The organism is Prevotellamassilia timonensis (genome assembly GCF_021531665.1).
Classification (GTDB): domain Bacteria; phylum Bacteroidota; class Bacteroidia; order Bacteroidales; family Bacteroidaceae; genus Alloprevotella.
Map to the genome: position 1 here is coordinate 1 of NZ_JADYUH010000061.1, position 16,893 is coordinate 16,893.

At 53.8% G+C, this 16,893-nt stretch carries 15 protein-coding genes; 6 read left to right on the forward strand and 9 right to left on the reverse strand.

Annotated elements, in window-relative coordinates:
- Positions 1–355: 355 nt before the first annotated feature.
- The 4 genes from I6E40_RS09095 to I6E40_RS09110 all read right to left on the reverse strand — a co-directional run bounded on the left by I6E40_RS09095 (position 356) and on the right by I6E40_RS09110 (position 2,261).
- The gene (locus I6E40_RS09095) at positions 356–901 is read right to left on the reverse strand and encodes a GNAT family N-acetyltransferase (RefSeq protein WP_235386728.1); all 546 of its coding nucleotides are present in this window, start codon (positions 899–901) and stop codon (positions 356–358) included.
- A gap of 63 nt (positions 902–964) precedes the next feature.
- Positions 965–1,264 carry a CD225/dispanin family protein gene (locus I6E40_RS09100; protein WP_235386729.1) on the reverse strand — a complete coding sequence of 100 codons (300 nt, stop codon included), beginning with the start codon at positions 1,262–1,264 and terminating at the stop codon, positions 965–967.
- Between the two features lie 74 nt (positions 1,265–1,338).
- On the reverse strand, positions 1,339–1,821 hold the full coding sequence (locus I6E40_RS09105) for a CD225/dispanin family protein (protein ID WP_235386730.1): 483 nt from the start codon (positions 1,819–1,821) through the stop codon (positions 1,339–1,341).
- Positions 1,822–1,892: 71 nt separating this feature from the next.
- Positions 1,893–2,261, reverse strand: coding sequence for a DUF2752 domain-containing protein (locus I6E40_RS09110; RefSeq protein WP_235386731.1), 369 nt, complete (start codon positions 2,259–2,261; stop codon positions 1,893–1,895).
- Between the two features lie 196 nt (positions 2,262–2,457).
- Between I6E40_RS09110 and I6E40_RS09115 the strand changes: the two genes are divergently transcribed.
- Positions 2,458–3,726, forward strand: coding sequence for an adenylosuccinate synthase (locus tag I6E40_RS09115; protein WP_235386732.1), 1,269 nt, complete (start codon positions 2,458–2,460; stop codon positions 3,724–3,726).
- Positions 3,727–3,871: 145 nt separating this feature from the next.
- Positions 3,872–4,576: a hypothetical protein gene (locus I6E40_RS09120; RefSeq protein ID WP_235386733.1), complete on the forward strand. Its 705-nt coding sequence runs from the start codon at positions 3,872–3,874 to the stop codon at positions 4,574–4,576.
- Positions 4,577–5,145: 569 nt separating this feature from the next.
- On the opposite strand, the gene secDF is transcribed toward I6E40_RS09120, so the two are convergent.
- The 5 genes from secDF to I6E40_RS09145 form a co-directional block, all read right to left on the reverse strand.
- Positions 5,146–8,076 (reverse strand): protein translocase subunit SecDF, encoded by a 2,931-nt coding sequence (gene secDF, locus I6E40_RS09125; RefSeq protein ID WP_235386734.1) that lies wholly within the window; start codon positions 8,074–8,076, stop codon positions 5,146–5,148.
- A 201-nt stretch (positions 8,077–8,277) separates the two neighbouring features.
- Entirely contained in the window at positions 8,278–8,517 is a 240-nt protein-coding gene (locus I6E40_RS09130) for a hypothetical protein (RefSeq protein WP_235386735.1), read from the reverse strand.
- A gap of 108 nt (positions 8,518–8,625) precedes the next feature.
- Positions 8,626–10,122: a DNA methylase gene (locus I6E40_RS09135; RefSeq protein WP_235386736.1), complete on the reverse strand. Its 1,497-nt coding sequence runs from the start codon at positions 10,120–10,122 to the stop codon at positions 8,626–8,628.
- 54 nt (positions 10,123–10,176) lie between these two features.
- On the reverse strand, positions 10,177–10,698 hold the full coding sequence (locus tag I6E40_RS09140; protein WP_235386737.1) for an HXXEE domain-containing protein: 522 nt from the start codon (positions 10,696–10,698) through the stop codon (positions 10,177–10,179).
- Positions 10,699–10,799: 101 nt separating this feature from the next.
- Complete coding sequence (locus tag I6E40_RS09145; RefSeq protein WP_235386738.1) at positions 10,800–11,123, reverse strand: hypothetical protein; 324 nt, start codon at positions 11,121–11,123, stop codon at positions 10,800–10,802.
- 278 nt (positions 11,124–11,401) lie between these two features.
- Between I6E40_RS09145 and rpoN the strand changes: the two genes are divergently transcribed.
- From rpoN to I6E40_RS09165, 4 genes are all read left to right on the forward strand, one after another.
- A complete protein-coding gene (rpoN, locus tag I6E40_RS09150; protein WP_235386739.1) occupies positions 11,402–12,943 on the forward strand; it encodes an RNA polymerase factor sigma-54 in 1,542 nt (513 codons plus the stop codon).
- 33 nt (positions 12,944–12,976) lie between these two features.
- Positions 12,977–13,717, forward strand: coding sequence for a hypothetical protein (locus I6E40_RS09155; RefSeq protein WP_235386740.1), 741 nt, complete (start codon positions 12,977–12,979; stop codon positions 13,715–13,717).
- A gap of 128 nt (positions 13,718–13,845) precedes the next feature.
- Positions 13,846–14,349, forward strand: a complete 504-nt coding sequence (purE, locus tag I6E40_RS09160; RefSeq protein ID WP_235386741.1) for a 5-(carboxyamino)imidazole ribonucleotide mutase — start codon at positions 13,846–13,848, stop codon at positions 14,347–14,349.
- Positions 14,350–14,424: 75 nt separating this feature from the next.
- Complete coding sequence (locus tag I6E40_RS09165) at positions 14,425–16,269, forward strand: 4-hydroxy-3-methylbut-2-en-1-yl diphosphate synthase (RefSeq protein ID WP_235386742.1); 1,845 nt, start codon at positions 14,425–14,427, stop codon at positions 16,267–16,269.
- Positions 16,270–16,893: the final 624 nt, after the last annotated feature.

Below are 16,893 nucleotides of genomic sequence, written 5' to 3' on the forward strand. Positions count from 1 at the left end.
GGGCGTTGGGTGTGGAAAATTTTGGAGGCGGTGTGTCATAATAGCCAATCTGCTTCGTTGCTATCGGATTCGGTTTTTTTCCTGCGCAAGCATCAACGGAGTCAAACCATTAATTGCGTTTCGCGGACAGCAATATTTGAGGTTCATCTCTAAGAAATCAAAAATCAACTCAGCCTCATTTTTAGAACACCCCTTAGTAATATGAAAATAATAAGTTGAATCAGATTTGAATTAGATTTTGGAGGTCAGATTTTCACCCGAAGAAGGAGCATATCCGTAGTTATGTGACTGATGAGGGAGGAAATATGGGCCGAAAAGAATTTCAAAGATGATGCAGGTTATTTTTGAGGATTACTTAAAACGTCTTGCCGTGAGTTTCCAAGCGCATCACCCGCACCATGTCTTTGTCGCCGCCGAGCAGGTGGCTGCAACGGTTGAGGAGTCCGGTGTCACGGAAACCGCACTTCTCCAAAACACGTGCTGAAGCGGGGTTACCGATGAAATGGTCCGCCCAGATTTCCTTGAAATGTTTGACGCAAAGGCAGTGGTGAAGCAGGAGGCGCAACGCTTCGGTGCATATGCCTTGGTTCCAAAAGGGTTTTGCGACCCAATAGCCCACCTCGCAATCGTTCTCGCCGATGGGAATGTTACTGGTGGCGTGGGTGAAATAGCCGATGCAACCTACGATGAGTTTGGTTTCTTTACAAACAATTGCCCAAGTGGTTTCATTGGAAAAGATGCGGCGGATGACCTCACGGCTCTCCTCAACCGAGCGATGAACTTCCCAGCCGGCGCGGGGTCCCACGTCAGGATCGGAAGCAATTTTGAAAAGTTCTTCCGCATCACTCTCCTCCCAACGGCGGAGGAGAAGACGCTCGGAGTGCAAAATTTCATTTTCCATTTTCTGAGACTACACTTCTTCCAAAGCCTTGCCGCCTAAGTCTTGGGAATCCAAGTTTGCTGCTTACAGCATGGAGGCTAATGCGGCGGAATACAAGACAACATAGAGGACCTGGACGGTGACACCGACGACGGCGGCGATGATTGCCCACTTTCGAGCCTGCGAGGAAGCATACTCTGCTTCTTGATAGAGACCGCCGCGGTAGAGCCCATCGACTTTTGCGGCATAGACGATGGAGACAATGCCGAAAGGCATGCAGCAGCAAATCGTGGTGAGGATGGCAACGACGAGATAGTTGTCCGGACGTACCGGCTGATAGTTCTCAGGACGCGGCGGCTGCTGGGTATTAAAAGAGGATTCCATGGAATGTGATTTAAGGAGTGTTCTATAAATTACGGAATAAGAAGATTTCTAAATACTGAAGTCTTTCGCTTGGTTCAGTTGAGGAGACCGATGGCGGAGCCCACGCAGCAACTGACGATGCCGAGCACGAGGGAGATGATGCACCAATTCTTCGCCTCGTCAGCTGCGATGAGCGCCTGTTCGTAGTTTCCGCTGTTGTAGAAGTCATTGACCTGCATGCTCTTGATGATGGCGACGATGCCGAACGGGAGACAACAGCAGACGGTGGAGAGGATTGCCCACACGAGGTGGTTGTCGGGAAGAGGCATCTGATAGGTCTGGGAGTGCAGCGTGGCTTTCGGCGGCTGGTTCTGATGAGGAGGCGGTGGCGGGCAGGTGCCGGAACCGGGCGTTTGAAGAAAGGGCTGCAGTTCCGCAATGGTCTCTGCGGGTGCCCAATCTGTCATTCCTTCCGTCCAAACGAGTGTTTGTGGGGTGACGCCGTTCTCTGCGAGACGTTCCGGCTGAACGGGTCCCTGCTGCTGATTGTTTTTGTCAAGGAAAAAATAGGGTTTCATGGTCAAAAGGTTTTACGCTTGTGTTTGGAGAGCATTGTGCTCGAGGACAAACAAGAAAGGAGGAAGAAGTTTCAGAGGTTTCGAACGACCCACCAGACGCAACTGGAAATGACAAAGGTCAAAAGAGCAGTCTTGCTTTCTAAGACTCGCCGCCAGCGTTCTTGGCGCTCCCCGCTCCAAACGTATTCCGTGAGAAGAATCAGAAGAAGAAAAGGAAAAGAGAAGATGAGGAAGCGATTGTAAGCCCAAGCCTCCAAGACATTCCCATGAAGCAGAGCGTGTGCGGCGCGCTGAAAGCCGCAGCCGGGGCAGTCCCAACCGGTCAGCATCTTCACCGGACACTTCGGCGCGAGGGGTGTTGCGCTCGGGTCAACGAGATACAACAAAACCGCCGCACCCAAGACTGCTACTACCAAAAGCCACTTAATGTTTGCCTTCATGCCGCGAATTTACGAATAAAATGAGAAGACAAAGAGCAGTTTCTGTGTTTGTTAATTTATTAATCACCGAGAAACCCGCTTTGTTTCATGAAAATGCACTACTTTTGCCCTGTTCATGCGACGCCGATGCCGCAAAACCTACCTCTAAACTACAAAGACTCACCGCGGCTGTTTGGCGTTTCTCTTATATATGACTATGAAACAAGGAAAAGTTGATGCCCTGCTCGGCATCGTGTTCGGCGACGAAGGCAAAGGCAAAGTGGTTGACTATTTCACTCCGCGCTACGACGTGGTGGCTCGTTTCGCCGGCGGTCCCAACGCAGGTCACACCATCATTTTTGAAGGAAAGAAGTTCGTGCTTCGCTCCATTCCCTCCGGCATCTTTGACGAAGGCAAAGTGAACATCATCGGAAACGGCTGCGTCATTGCGCCCGACCTCTTCATGGCAGAAGCACAGGAATTGGAGACCGCAGGCTACACACTGACCAATCGACTCCACATCAGCCGACGCGCTCACCTCATCCTCCCGACGCACCGCGTACTCGACAGAGCCTACGAAGCAGCGAAGGGAAAGAACAAAGTGGGAACCACCGGCAAAGGAATTGGTCCGACCTACAGCGACAAAGCTGCACGCGTCGGTTTGCGCGTCGGAGACATACTTGAAAATTTTGAGGAGAAATATCAGACACTCAAAGCACGCCACGAACAAATCCTTCGCGACCTCCACTTCACGGACTACGACATCGCCGATGAAGAGAAAAAATGGCTGGAAGGCATCGAGTACATGAAAAAATTCCCCCTGACCGACACCGAATTCGAAATCAATCGCGCACTCGAACAAGGCAAAAACGTCCTGGCAGAAGGAGCACAAGGCTCGCTCCTTGACATCGACCACGGAACCTATCCCTACGTCTCCTCTTCCTCCACCACCGCAGGAGGCGTCTGCACCGGACTCGGCGTGGCGCCCAACCGCATCGGACGCATCTTCGGCATCTTCAAAGCCTACAGCACACGAGTGGGCGGAGGACCTTTCGTGGTGGAACTCTTTGACGAAACCGGCGACACCATTCGTCACATCGGCAATGAATACGGCGCCGTCACAGGACGCAATCGACGCTGCGGTTGGCTGGACCTCGTGGCACTCAAATATGCCATCATGATTAACGGAGTCACCGACCTCGTCATGATGAAAAGCGACGTGCTGGACGACTTTGAAACCATCAAAGTTTGCACCGCCTACACCAAAGACGGAGTCACCGTCACCGACATGCCCTACGACACCGAGGGATGGCAGCCCGTTTGGGAAGACGTGCCCGGATGGCACACTCCGCTCTCCGAACTGAGAAACGAAAAGGACTTCCCGAAGAAGTTTGCTGACTACATTGCCTACATTGAACGCGCCACCGGCACGCCCATCAGCATCGTCAGCGTCAGTCCGGACCGAGAAGCCACCATCATTCGCTGAAAACAGGCGTTAGCGACAATCCCGACACACGTTCATCATTTGTTGAAGGGGTGTTCTATAAATTAGGTTGAGTGAGACATAAGCACTTTCTTTTGAACACTCCTTATTCCATAATTTACAGAACACCCCTGAATCATATTTTCTCATGAAGCATTTTCTGTGGCTCTTCTGTCTTTCGTGGAGCATTTTCGCCCTACCCCTTGACGCACAAACCGACGGAAAGGCGATGAAGCGTCAGCCGCATGACGCCTTCTCCACGTTGAAGACCGACAGCCTGCTTCGCGACACGGTGAAGACTGACGCTACGTGGCAGACTGTGGAAACCCTGCCCTCCATGTTTCCCCGAATGGATTTTGGAGCCTACGGCATGACGCCCCTTTCGCCATGGGGAACCTCCGCTTGGGGCGGTGACTGGCGATTGCACGAGGGCTTCAACGCGCAGTTCGGAATGAGTCTTACGGTGGGACTTGACAGCCACTCACCCGACGGCGTGGGATTCGGCGAACATGCAGCCTTCGCCTACGTGCATCCTTTGACAGACAAGTTCCGCGTGGCGGGCGGTGTCTATGCCTCCAACTTTGACTGGGGACCCTATCGCACCACTGACGCCGGTTTTGCCGCCATGCTTGCCTGGCAACTCTCTCAGAAAGTAACGCTCTATGCCTACGGCGGAAAATCTTTTATCCCGAAAGGGCGCCAGTTCACCTACACGCGCTTCGGCTCTTTCGGCACTCCCTTCTCTCCCGCCTGGGAGTGGGACAACCCCAAAGATCGCTTCGGAGTTGCAGCGGAGTTCAAAATCGGGAAAAACGCCATGATTGGTGTCAGCGTTGAAAGACGCACCTACTAAGGAATACTCTTACCGGACAACCATAATTTTTGAGGGGTTTTCACGCCCCTCTTTTTTTATGGCTGTCCGGTAAATCTTTTTTTATGGCTTTCCGGCAAAGTCCGGTGATGAGTTATCACCTTTTGCTGTGCAGGAATGCTACACTGAACAAGGTCAAAAGCGTTGTTCGCGGACGGCGATCCGTCGCTTTTTTCTAAGGTTTCGTCGCTCCTGCGCGCCGATTTGTTGTTCCTTCCCGCCGACTTGTTACTTACCGCCCGAGGGACGGTAAGTAACGCGCCCTATGGAAAGAGTGACGGATACAAAGAAAAAAGCATTGCTTTCAGATAAAAATTCACGGCATCAAGTCACTCCTGCGCGCCGCTTCGTCACTGCTCCGCGCCGACTTGTCACTCCTGCAAGCCGATTCGTCACTTACCGCTCGTCGAGTGGTAAGTGACGAAGTGCGCACGCGGGAGTGACGAAGACTTAGGAAAACACGCTTCAAAAGCACTCGGGGCTGCACCGAAAAACCGGTGCAGCCCCGAGTGGTTGAGTTCAGACTTCCGCAAGATGCGGAAAGTGGAGAATTATGCTACTTTCACCACCGTGTCCTTGCGGCGCAGCGTGGCATAAGCAATCGGTGCGGCGAGGAAGATGGAAGAGAGTGTGCCGAAGATGACACCAAGAATCATGGCAAACGCGAAGGAGCGGATGCTGTCTCCACCAAGGAAGAAGATGCAAAGGAGCACCAAGAGTGTGGTGAAAGAAGTCATGATGGTACGGCACAACGTGCTGTTGAGAGAGTCGTTGAAGAGACGACGGGTGTCGCGGGTCGGATGGAGTCCGAGGTTCTCACGCATACGGTCAAAGACAACCACTTTATCGTTGATGGAGTAACCGATAGCCGTCAGCACCGCGCCGATGAAGGTCTGGTCCACTTCGAGAGAGAAGGGAACCCAGCCCCAGCAGATGGAGTACATTCCCAAAATCAGCAGCGTGTCGAAGACGAGTGCCACGGTGGAACCGATGGAGAACGCCACGTTGCGGAAGCGGACGAGAATGTAGATGAAGATGGCAGCGAGGGAAAGGAGCACACTGGTAATGGCGCCTTTTGCCATGTCGGCAGCCACTGTCGGTCCAACCTTCTGGGCAGAAACGATGGAACCTCCGGCGTGGTTGTCACGGTCAATGAAGGTGGAGTAGTCAGCTTTGATGAGCTTGGCATCGTGGAGAGCGTCAAAGATGAAGCGTTCCACTTCCTGGTCGATGTTCTCGCTGTCGTCATCGATGCGATAGTTGGTCGTGAGACGAACTGCCTCATTGTTTGTTGTGGTGATGGCAATTGCGCTGACCAAGGCGTTCGGGTCTTTCGCATTGACTTTCTCTGCCACGGCTTTGCTAACTTGTTCGGGCGTCACGCCTTTTTGTTCAAATTCGATGACATAGTTGCGACCGCCGGTGAAGTCAATACCTTTGGAGAGACCTCGGATGCTCAAAAAGCCCACACTAATCACAGCAGCCACGACGAACATGATGGTAGAGACGCGAGCCTTACCCATGAAGTTCACCGAGGTGTTGCGCAGGAAGTTGCGGCTAAGTTTGGTGGTGAAAGTCAGACCGAGCCACTTGTCACGATTGTGGAAGTGTTCGTATGCTATGCGGGTGAGCCATACTGCGGTAAAGAAGGAGGCGCAGATGCCGATGCCGAGCGTCATGGCGAAGCCACGGATGGGACCTGTTCCGAAGTTGTAGAGGATGACGGCAGTGATGATGGACGTCAAGTTGGAGTCGAGGATGGCGCTGTAGGCGTTACCATAGCCATCCTTGAGAGCCTGTACGATGTTCTTTCCGGCGCGGAGTTCTTCCTTAGTGCGTTCATAGATAAGCACGTTGGCATCCACTGCCATACCGAGCGAAAGCACCATACCGGCAATACCGCTCATGGTCAAGGCAGCCTGGAAACTGATGAGCACGCCAAAGGTGAAGAAGAAGTTGAGCAAGAGCGCGCAGTTGGCAACCATGCCCGGAGTGAAGCCGTAGAAGAGGCACATAAAAATCATGAGGAGCACGAATGCCACGATGCAGGCAGTGAAGCCGGCTTTGATGGAGGCGGCACCGAGGCTCGGACCAACGGTTTCTTCTTGTACGATTTTGGTCGGGGCGGGCATCTTACCGCTCTTCAACACGTTTGCCAAGTCGCGGGTGTCGTCTGTGGTGAAGTGACCGGAGATTTGAGAGTTTCCGCCGGTGATTTCAGACTGAACGACAGGAGCGCTATAGACATATCCGTCCAAAACGATGGCAACGCATTTCTTCAGGTTCTTCTTGGTCAGAGCAGCCCAATCGCGAGAGCCGTTGGTGGTCATGGTCATGCTGACGATGGGTTGATGATTTTGGTCAAAGTCATCTTTTGCGTCGGCAATGACGTCGCCTTCCATGGAGGGACGACCGTTCACTTTGCGGAGTGCATAGAGTTCGAAGATATTAGCCTTCATGCCTTCTGCCGACTTCACGCCCCAAGCGAGTTGGAGGTCTGCGGGCAGTGCGGTTTGGGCAGCTTCGCTTTGCAGAAGAGCATTGACGGCAGCGGTGTCAGCAGCAAGTGCATATCCCACCACGCATCCGTTGGGCGCCATGCCTTGGATTTGCATCAGTTTGCTCAGCAGCGGGTGCTGTGCGGCAGCGTCCTGAGCAGTTTTAGATGCTTCGGCTTTGGTGGAATCCACAGCTGCGCTGTCAGCAACGTCACCCTTTGCAAGGCGAGTGTCAAGTGCCTGAAGAGCAGGATAGATTTCGTTGAGCGTATAGGTTTCCCAGAACTCGAGGTTAGCACTTCCCTGAAGGAGTTTGCGGACACGCTCGGGTTCTTTGATTCCCGGCATTTCCACCATGATCTGACCGGTTTGTCCCTTTCCGCGGAGGATTTGGATGTTCGGTTGAGCGACGCCAAATCGGTCAATACGAGAGCGCACCACCTTGTTGGAGTTTTCAACTGCGGCGTTGACCTCTTCGTTCAGTGCTTTCTGCACTTGCGCGTCGGTGGAGTTGTAAGAGATGTTCTTTTCTTTGAGTTTTGAAGCAAAGACTCCTCCGAGTTTGTCTGCGCCATTCTGTTCGCGATAGGTGCTGACGAAGGCGTCCACGAAGTCGATGTTTTCTTTCTTTGCTTTTGCCACGGCATCGCCATAGGCTTTCACAAACTTGGCGTCGGATGCGCTTTCGCCGGCAAGGTTTTTCACCACGTCAGGAACGCTGACTTCGAGCACCACGTTCATACCGCCCTTGAGGTCAAGGCCGAGACCGATTTGCAGTTCTTCGCATTCCTTGAGGGTTTTCCAGTTGAGGAAGACCTTCTCATTGCGCATGGAGTCAAGAAATGCTGCACCGTCTTTACCCTGCGCCGTCAGCTCCTCTGCTTTCTTCTCATATTTTCTTGTCACAAAAGAGAAGGAGAAGTAGAACAGGCAGATTAAAGTCAGCAACACTGCAATTACTTTAACAAATCCTTTGTTTTGCATTTTGTGTTTTTGAGATGATTATTTGATGAATTGATTATTGGCTTTTGAATGGTTCTTCCCGTGCAGACTCCCTATTATATAATGGAGTCTTTGGGATAATTTAGTGTATCTCCACACTTTTGAACGTGCAAATATAGGGCATTTTTTTAAATATAAGCATATTTCTCTTCCAACTTTACCTTTGCAGCATGTTTCAAGAGTTCAAAACATTGCGTCTTGCGAGCCTCGCCGACCGTTTGGAAGATGGCGCAAGGCAGTTTCTTCTTCATACTCCTCTGCCGTTTTCTTCACGGCGTCGTCATGCCCGGTCAGTGCGGCAAAGGGAGCGAATTGGGCAGCGCGGTCTTCCTCCGACATTCGCGGGTGAGTTCTTGAGACGGGATGCGGCAGGTCTATGATGTCGTCATAGTTGTCCCGCGCGTCAGCGATGATTTTTGTCATGGCTTTAGAGGTGTATATATAATAAGGTATAGAGGCGTATATATAATAAGGTGTAGAGGCGTATATATAATAAGGTATAGGGAAGTCCTCACAACTGCGTGTTTCGCTTCACGCTTTGTGTCCTCCGATTTGTTTGTTTCGTTCTCTGGCGGTGGCTCCTTCTCGGAAGCTGACGCCTTTTAGGATGGCGTTTTTGCCGAAGCGTTTTTTCAGCTCGAGGACGGTTTTCTGCATTTTTCGCTCCTTCTCGAGCGATTTTTTCTTCTGTTGTTCGCGGCGTCGCAACTCTTCGTAGTCTGTGAAGAGATCAAGTTGCACGGGCAGTTTCTTTTTCTCCGCGTGCTCGTCCATCAGGTGAGCCACGGTGAGGTTCACGCGGCGGATGAGGAAGTCAGGATTGACGAGGCGTCGGAAGAGTTTCACCACGGCGTCGGTGATGATTTTGGATGAAGAGGTATGCTCTTCGAGCGTCACCCTTCCACCGGCGTGCTTCGGCGTCTTGCGTCCGTAGCGGTCGGTCGTGACCTCTCCATCGTAGTCCGGATGCCTCACGAGGCTCTGCGTGTCATATCCGACATATAGCACCAAGTGGTTTGTGGTCAGTCCTTTGTCCAGAAGGTCGAGCGCCAGACCGTCCGCCATTTCCATGAGCACGACGAGAGCTTTTTCGGGAGTGTAGGGACAGGTGAGCACCTGACCGCTGCTGAGCGAGTGAGTTCTGGGTCGGTAGGCTTTCACCGCCGCCATTGAACACGGTTCCCAGCCCCAGGCGTGGTCAATGAGGAGTTCGGCGTTCACACCGAAGAGGCGGTAGAGCAGGTTCTCGTTCAGTAGCGAGCAGCGCGCAATCCTTCCCATCGTGTCCAAGCCGTAGGCGGCAAGACGGTTGGCGATGCCGTGCCCGATGCGCCAGAAGTCGGTCAGCGGGCGGTGGTTCCACAGCAGGCGTCGGAAGGTCATTTCATCGAGTTCGGCGATGCGCACGCCATCTTCATCCGCCGGAAGATGTTTGGCGACGATGTCCATGGCGACTTTGGCGAGGTAGAGGTTGGTGCCGATTCCGGCGGTGGCAGTGATACCCGTGGTTTGGAGCACGTCCCTAATGATGGTCATCGCGAGTTCGTGCCCCGTCATCTTGTAGGTTTCCAAATAGTTGGTGACATCCATGAACACCTCGTCGATGCTATAGACGTGAATGTCTTCGGCGGAGACATATTTCAGATAGACGCGATAGATGCGTGTGCTGTAGTCAATGTAGAACGCCATGCGCGGCATGGCACGAATGAAGTCTATCTCCAACTCCGGTCGCTCTCGGAGTTCCGTGTCGTTCCATGACTTCCCCGTGAACCCAATCCCTCCGCGCTCACTTCTCCGCAGGCCGTTCACCTCCTTCATTCGCTGCACGACCTCGAACAGACGTGCTCGCCCGCCGATGCCATACGCCTTCAGCGACGGGGAAACCGCCAAGCAGATGGTCTTCTCCGTGCGACTCTCGTCTGCCACGACAAGGTTCGTGGTGAGCGGGTCCAGACCGCGCTCGACACACTCCACGCTGGCGTAGAAGGACTTGAGGTCTATGGCGATATAGGTACGAGGTTTCTTCATCTTGAGGAGATGTTCTGAGTTTAGAGGTAGAAATCTCTGAGCCGCTGCCCGGAATCAACGTCGGCTCGTCAGTTTCAACCCGAGCCAATGGGCAAAAAGAAGATTGAGGGCGAGGAACGCCGCACCGGTGACGGCGAGCGCAAACATTTTCAAAGGCGACATGACGAGCGAAATGCAGAAAATTCCGTAGGCGGCAAAGGGTGACAACAAAATGGAAGTGACGAGCCCGGGCACGTATCCCCTCACCGCCACAGCCTGTCCCAAATGTAGGAGCAGGTGGAGGGAGAAGGCGAGGAAGAGGGCTGCCCAAAGTTCCAAGGAAAAGGGAACGTCAGCAAGCACGCAGGCGGTGGCGCAGAGCAACACGATGAACTCTTCCAGCGCAGCGAGTGCAAAGGCTTTCGTGTTGAGTCGCTGCAGACGGTCCAGCAGCGGTCGGAGCCGCGGGAAACGTTCCCGCAGCGCGCCACTGTGATTTTCCATCCAACGATGTTGAACAGCCACTTCTTCCGCATCGTGAAGCAGGAAGGCAAGAGGAAGCGGAAGAACGAGAATCAAAACGGACAGGGGACTCATGGGATAGACTTTTTGACGTTGGCGTTGAATCCTACGTTGGCGTTGAATCCTACGTTGGCGTTGAAATTAGTTTTGACAATGGGGAAGAGGCGTTTGGGCGTTCAGCAGCCCGTGCCGTCAAGTTGGCAGGCTGCACCTTCCGCCACATCTTCCGTCGCCACACTTTTTGCCGAACGCGTGTCGACAGCGGCAGCATCTTCGGAGAAAGTGACGTCGCCATCCTCCGTGACGAAACAAGGGATGCCCACGCTCCCTTTCTCTCGAATGCGTTCGAAAGCAGGGTGCGAGTCGCGAAGCCGAAGGAACGCTTTGAGATTGCGAACGTGCTCGCCGATGTCCACGAGCCGATGATTGGGACTGTCTTTCAAACGCGCTTTCACCTGCACACAGTCCGGGCAGGTTGCCATGACATAAACTGTAATCATGATTCTCAGATTGATTGTTTGAAGATTACTTGCTGAAGCAAGGACTTTGAGGCGGTTTCTTGCTGCAGGAGTGTGCTAAAGTTTTATGAAACAAGGAATGTTCATGAGAAACCCATTCTTTCTAGAACACCCCTGCAAAGATATTTCATTTTTCCCATACGCGTGAGTGTGCGACGCCGTTTCCTCCAATGATTTTGGGACGAAAATCACCAAAATCGGGCGGAAACTTCCGAGATTCGCGCGTTTACCGTAATTTTGCCTTATCAAAACCCATCCTCATGCCTCAAAAACTCGAACAATCCCAGTCAATGGAACAGGTGCTGCAGCAATCGACTCTTCAGATTGCTGTGGCAAACCTCGTGGAACTGCCCATCACCATGCTGGCGGAAAGAGTGCGCGATGAAATGATTGACAACGCCGCGCTGGAGGAGGTGGACAAAGATGATTTCCCCGCCCCTGACAACGATGAGCGCAGCGACGCCGACGATGACTTTGACGACGACGACAACAAAGAGACCGACGAGCGCTCGGATGCCGACGAGGACTTCTCCGACACCGACGAGCGCTCCGGCAGCACCGACGGCGACGATTTTGGGGACTATCTCTCCGAAGACGACATTCCCGCCTATCTCCGAGAACGTGCGGAGGCACAAGACAACACGACCGAGATGCAGTGGGCAGACTCCTCTTCTTTCTACGATGATTTGCAGCAGCAAGTTGGAGAATACGACTTGACGGACCACGAGAAGAAGGTCTTGGAATATCTCATCGGCTCGCTCGACGAAGACGGTTTCCTTCGCAAAGACCTGACTTTCATTGAGGACGAGTTGCTCCTCTATCACCAAACGCAGACTTCGCCCGAGGAGTTGAAGAAACTGCTGCACATCCTGCAGAGTTTTGAACCGCGAGGCATCGGCGCGCGTTCGCTCCAAGAATGTCTGCGACTCCAACTGAAAGCCCCGGAGCACCGAACCCCCTACACTGCCGCCGCGCTGACCGTCGTAGATAAATATTTCAAAGACTTCACGAGCCGGAAGTGGGACGTGCTTCGCGACAAACTGAAAGTGGATGAAGACTTCTTTGACCATGTGCTCCACGAACTGACCCATTTGAATCCCGCGCCGGGTCGTGCTTTCGGCGATGCGGCGGGCAGTCAGGCACCCACCGTCATCCCGGACTTCTTTGTCCACGTGACCGACGACGGCACGGTGAAAGTTTCGCTCAACCAAGGCGACGTGCCGGAGCTGAGAGTGAGTCCGTCGTTCACCGAAAGCGTGAAAATGTTTGCGCAAGCCGACAAGAAGAAACTCTCGCGCAGCCAACTTGATGCCTACGTCTATGCGAAAGGAAAAGTTGAAGCCGCCAAGAGTTTCATCAACCTCATCTCCCGCTGCCGCGAGACATTGCTCACCGTGATGCGAGCCATCGTGAAGCTGCAGTCCCCCTTCTTTCTCCACGATGACGACGAGACGCAACTCGTTCCGCTGACGCTGCGCGAAGTGTCGGAACTGACGAACTTGGACATTTCCACCGTGTCGCGAGTGACGAGCAGTAAGTATGTGCAGACGGACTATGGCATCTACCTCCTCAAATTCTTCTTTTCCTCTCAGTTTGTCAGCAGCCAAGGCGAAGAGCTCTCCTCGCGCCAGGTGCGGGCTGCACTGAAGGAGTTGATTGAGAGCGAAGACAAGAAGCACCCACTGCCGGACGAAGTGCTGACGGAGCGACTGAAAGAAAAAGGTTTTCACGTCGCGCGCCGCACGGTGGCAAAATATCGTGACCAGCTCGGCTTACCCACCGCCCGACTTCGCAGAAAGTGAAGAACCTTTGACCTTTTAGACTCCCCTAAAAAAATGACCTCCATTCTGAAAAACCTGCAGAACGAAGCGCGCCAGTTCTCGCTTCACGATCCCGAAGACCCCCCCGCTCCCCAAAGTCCATCTCCCGAAGAAGAGGAAGCGGAGGTCAACACGAACGGAGCCACCACTTGGCTGGTGCTGACCGCGCAGGTCATTTCGCTCGTCTATTCTCCTTTCTATCTTCCCGTCTTTGCCTTCGTCGCCCTCTTCTCGTTCAGCTATCTGAAACTGCTTCCCTTACAGACGAAGGTGTGGCTGACCCTGCTCGTCTTCTTTTTCACAGTGCTCCTGCCAAGGCTGGGAATCTATGTCTATCGCAAACTCAACGGCTGGACGAAGCGCCAGATGGGACGTCGACAAAGACGCTACGTCCCCTACGTGCTTTGCATCGTCAGCTATGCCGCGCTGCTGAGCATGCTCTACAAACTTCACATGCCTCGCTTCACCCTCGGTGTGATTGCCGGTGCGCTGACGATTCAAATTGTTTGCACCGTTCTCAACAGTCGCGTGAAGGTGAGCATGCACGCTGCCGCCTCGGGCGGAGTGATTGGCGCGCTGATGGCTTTCTCTCTCATCTTTTCTTTCAACCCGACGGGCTGGCTCTGCCTGACGACCCTGCTCTGCGGCATGGTCTGCACCGCACGTCTCATCCTTCGGCAACACACACCGCGCGACCTCGGCTGGGGCGTCCTCGTCGGCGTCATCTGCGGTTTCTGCTGCATCGTACTGATTTAAGGAGTGTTCCATAAATCGTGGCATAAGGAGCGTTCAAAGGAAGAGTTTTCTTTTTGGTCGGCTTCTTTGCACACCCTTTTCACATAGCCCGCCCAACCCCTCTCAAAAATTCTCACAACTCAACCATTATGACTCCTATCGTTAGCATCATCATGGGCAGCACCAGCGATTTGCCGGTGATGGAAAAAGCTGCCAAGTTTCTCAACGAAATGCAGGTGCCCTTTGAAATGAACGCACTGTCCGCACACCGCACCCCCCGCGAGGTGGAAGAGTTCGCACGCACTGCTTCCGAAAGAGGACTGAAAGTCATCATCGCCGGCGCCGGCATGGCAGCAGCACTGCCCGGCGTGATTGCCGCCGCCACCATCGTTCCCGTCATCGGCGTGCCCATCAAAGGAATGCTTGACGGACTCGACGCGCTCTTCTCCATCAACCAAATGCCTCCCGGAATCCCCGTCGCCACCGTCGGAGTGAACGGAGCCCTCAACGCTGCCATCCTCGCCGTCGAAATGCTCGCACTCTCTGACAAAAACATCGCAGAGAAAGTCATGGCATACAAAGAGGGACTGAAAGACAAAATCGTCAAAGCCAACGAGGAACTCGCTGCCATCACCTACGACTACAAGTGCTGACGCCGGAACCTTATCCTCGCTTCCCACACTTACACTTTTCCTGATTATATCCTTACTCCTTATTATATATATAATATGGACTTATTCAACTATCGTCCCCGACGCTCACACCGCGTCGTGATTGGCAACCGTCCGCTCGGAGGCGACGAACCGCTGCGGCTGCAAAGCATGACCACCGCGCCAACCACCGACACCGAAGCCTGCGTCGAACAATGTCGCGCCATCTTTGACGCCGGAGCAGACTACGCACGACTCACCACCCAAGGCACACGCGAGGCAGAAAACCTCCGCGAAATTTCTGCGCGACTCCGCAGTCTGGGCTACGACCAACCGCTCGTGGCAGACGTTCACTTCAATCCCGCGGTCGCCGACGTCGCCGCCGGCATCGTGGAGAAGGTGAGAATCAACCCGGGAAACTACGTGGACCCGGCGCGAAAGTTCAAACACGTGGACTACACGGACGAAGAGTATGCAGCCGAACTGAAGCGACTGGAGGAGCGTCTCAAAATCCTGCTCGACATCTGCCGCGCCCACCACACGGCGTTGCGCATCGGCGTGAACCACGGCTCTCTCTCCGACCGCATCATGAGCCGCTTCGGCGACACGCCCGAAGGCATCGTGGAGAGTTGCATGGAGTTTCTCCGCGTCTGCGTCAAGGAGAACTTCCCGAACGTCGTGATTTCCATCAAGGCTTCCAACACCCAGGTCATGGTGCGCTCCGTCCGCCTGCTCTGCAAAGTGATGGAAGAAGAACACATGGACTTCCCGCTCCACCTCGGAGTGACCGAAGCCGGAGAAGGAGAAGACGGGCGAATCAAAAGTGCCGTCGGCATCGGTGCCCTGTTGGCGGACGGCATCGGCGACACCCTGCGCGTCAGCCTCAGCGAACCGCCCGAGAATGAAGTGCCCGTGGCATACGCACTCGCAGACTATGTCACCCGCCGCGCCGGACACCTTGAGATTCCCGGCACCGCCGCGCCGGACTTCGATTTCGTGAATCCCTCGCGACGCCCCACCCACGAGGTGGCAGGCATCGGCGGCAAGAACCTCCCCGTTGTCATCGCCGAACGCATCGACGGCTCAAGCGAGATGGGCAGTCTCCATCCGGACTTCCTCTATGTCGGACGTCGCCTGCCGAAAGTGAGTGAACGCATAGAAGGGATGAAATATCTGACGGACTTTGAATCCTGGCAGCCCGGCTGCGATGCCTTCCCGGTCTTCACCAAGCCGACCTTGCCGTTCATGGCAGGCTGCTCGGCGGAGGCGAAATTCCTCTTCTTGGAATATTTGGAACTTGACGAAGAAGTGGAAGCCTTGCTGCGCCGCGATGCAGGCATTGTGTTGTTGGCACGCTCTTCCCACCAAAACCGCCTCGGCGAACAACGCGCTTTGGTTCATGAACTCTGGCGCAAGGGATTGACTCATCCCGTCGTCATGTTTGAACACTATGACTGCCACGAGAAGGAGCAGTTCCAACTCCAAGCGGCTGCAGACCTCGGCGCCCTGCTCTTTGACGGACTGACCGACGGCGTTTTCCTCTTCAACTATTGCCAAGAAGGCGAACAACTCTCCCACGCGATGCAGGACGAAACCGCCTTTGCCATCCTTCAGGCAGCGCGGTTGCGCACGACGAAGACGGAGTATATCAGTTGCCCCGGCTGCGGACGCACGCTCTACGACCTGCCCGGCACCATTGCCCGCATCAAAGCTGCCACTGCCCACCTCTCCGGTTTGAAGATTGGCATCATGGGCTGCATCGTCAACGGTCCCGGCGAAATGGCGGACGCTGACTACGGCTATGTCGGCGCCGCACGCGGCAAGGTTAGCCTCTATCGCGGAAAAGAATGCGTTGAAAAGAACATTCCCACCGAAGAAGCCGTCGAAAAGCTCTTGCAACTCATCGAAAAGGACCGCGCCTGACTGTGCTCCGAATCAGTCCTGCAGGCTGGCGAAAGGCTGGCGCACGACGAGAGTGAAGACTCACTTTACCCCACACCTCAAATCCCCGGCGGAACGAACCGTCGGGGATTTGAACTATATGCCCCTAACCGAATCCGATAGCCACGCTGCAGAACGGATGGTGCATCACACCGAATTTTTCTAACATAAATAAGGGGGCAAGAAAAAACTATGCAAACTATACACAAACCCTACATTTAACCCTGCATCTCTCTGATTTTCCGCACGTTGCAAAATGTATAGTTTGCAGCGCAAACCCTACACAAACCATACATTGAACCATACATTGAGACGCTTCAAACCCTACACAAAAACTATACATGAAAGCCTACACCGCCACACGAACCCTACACAAAAACTATACATGAAATCCTACACTGCAACCCTACATAGCAACGGCACGCAGTTCTACTTAGGAGCGCACCCAGGAAAAACTAGGAGCGCACCTAGGAAAAACTAGGAGCGCACCTAAGAAAAATTAGGAGCGCACCTAAGAAAAACTAGGAGCGCACCTAGTAGTCTGTAAAGTCTAAAAAGTGACAAAACAAGTTACTTAACCAGCAATCACACTGGACGTTTATCTGC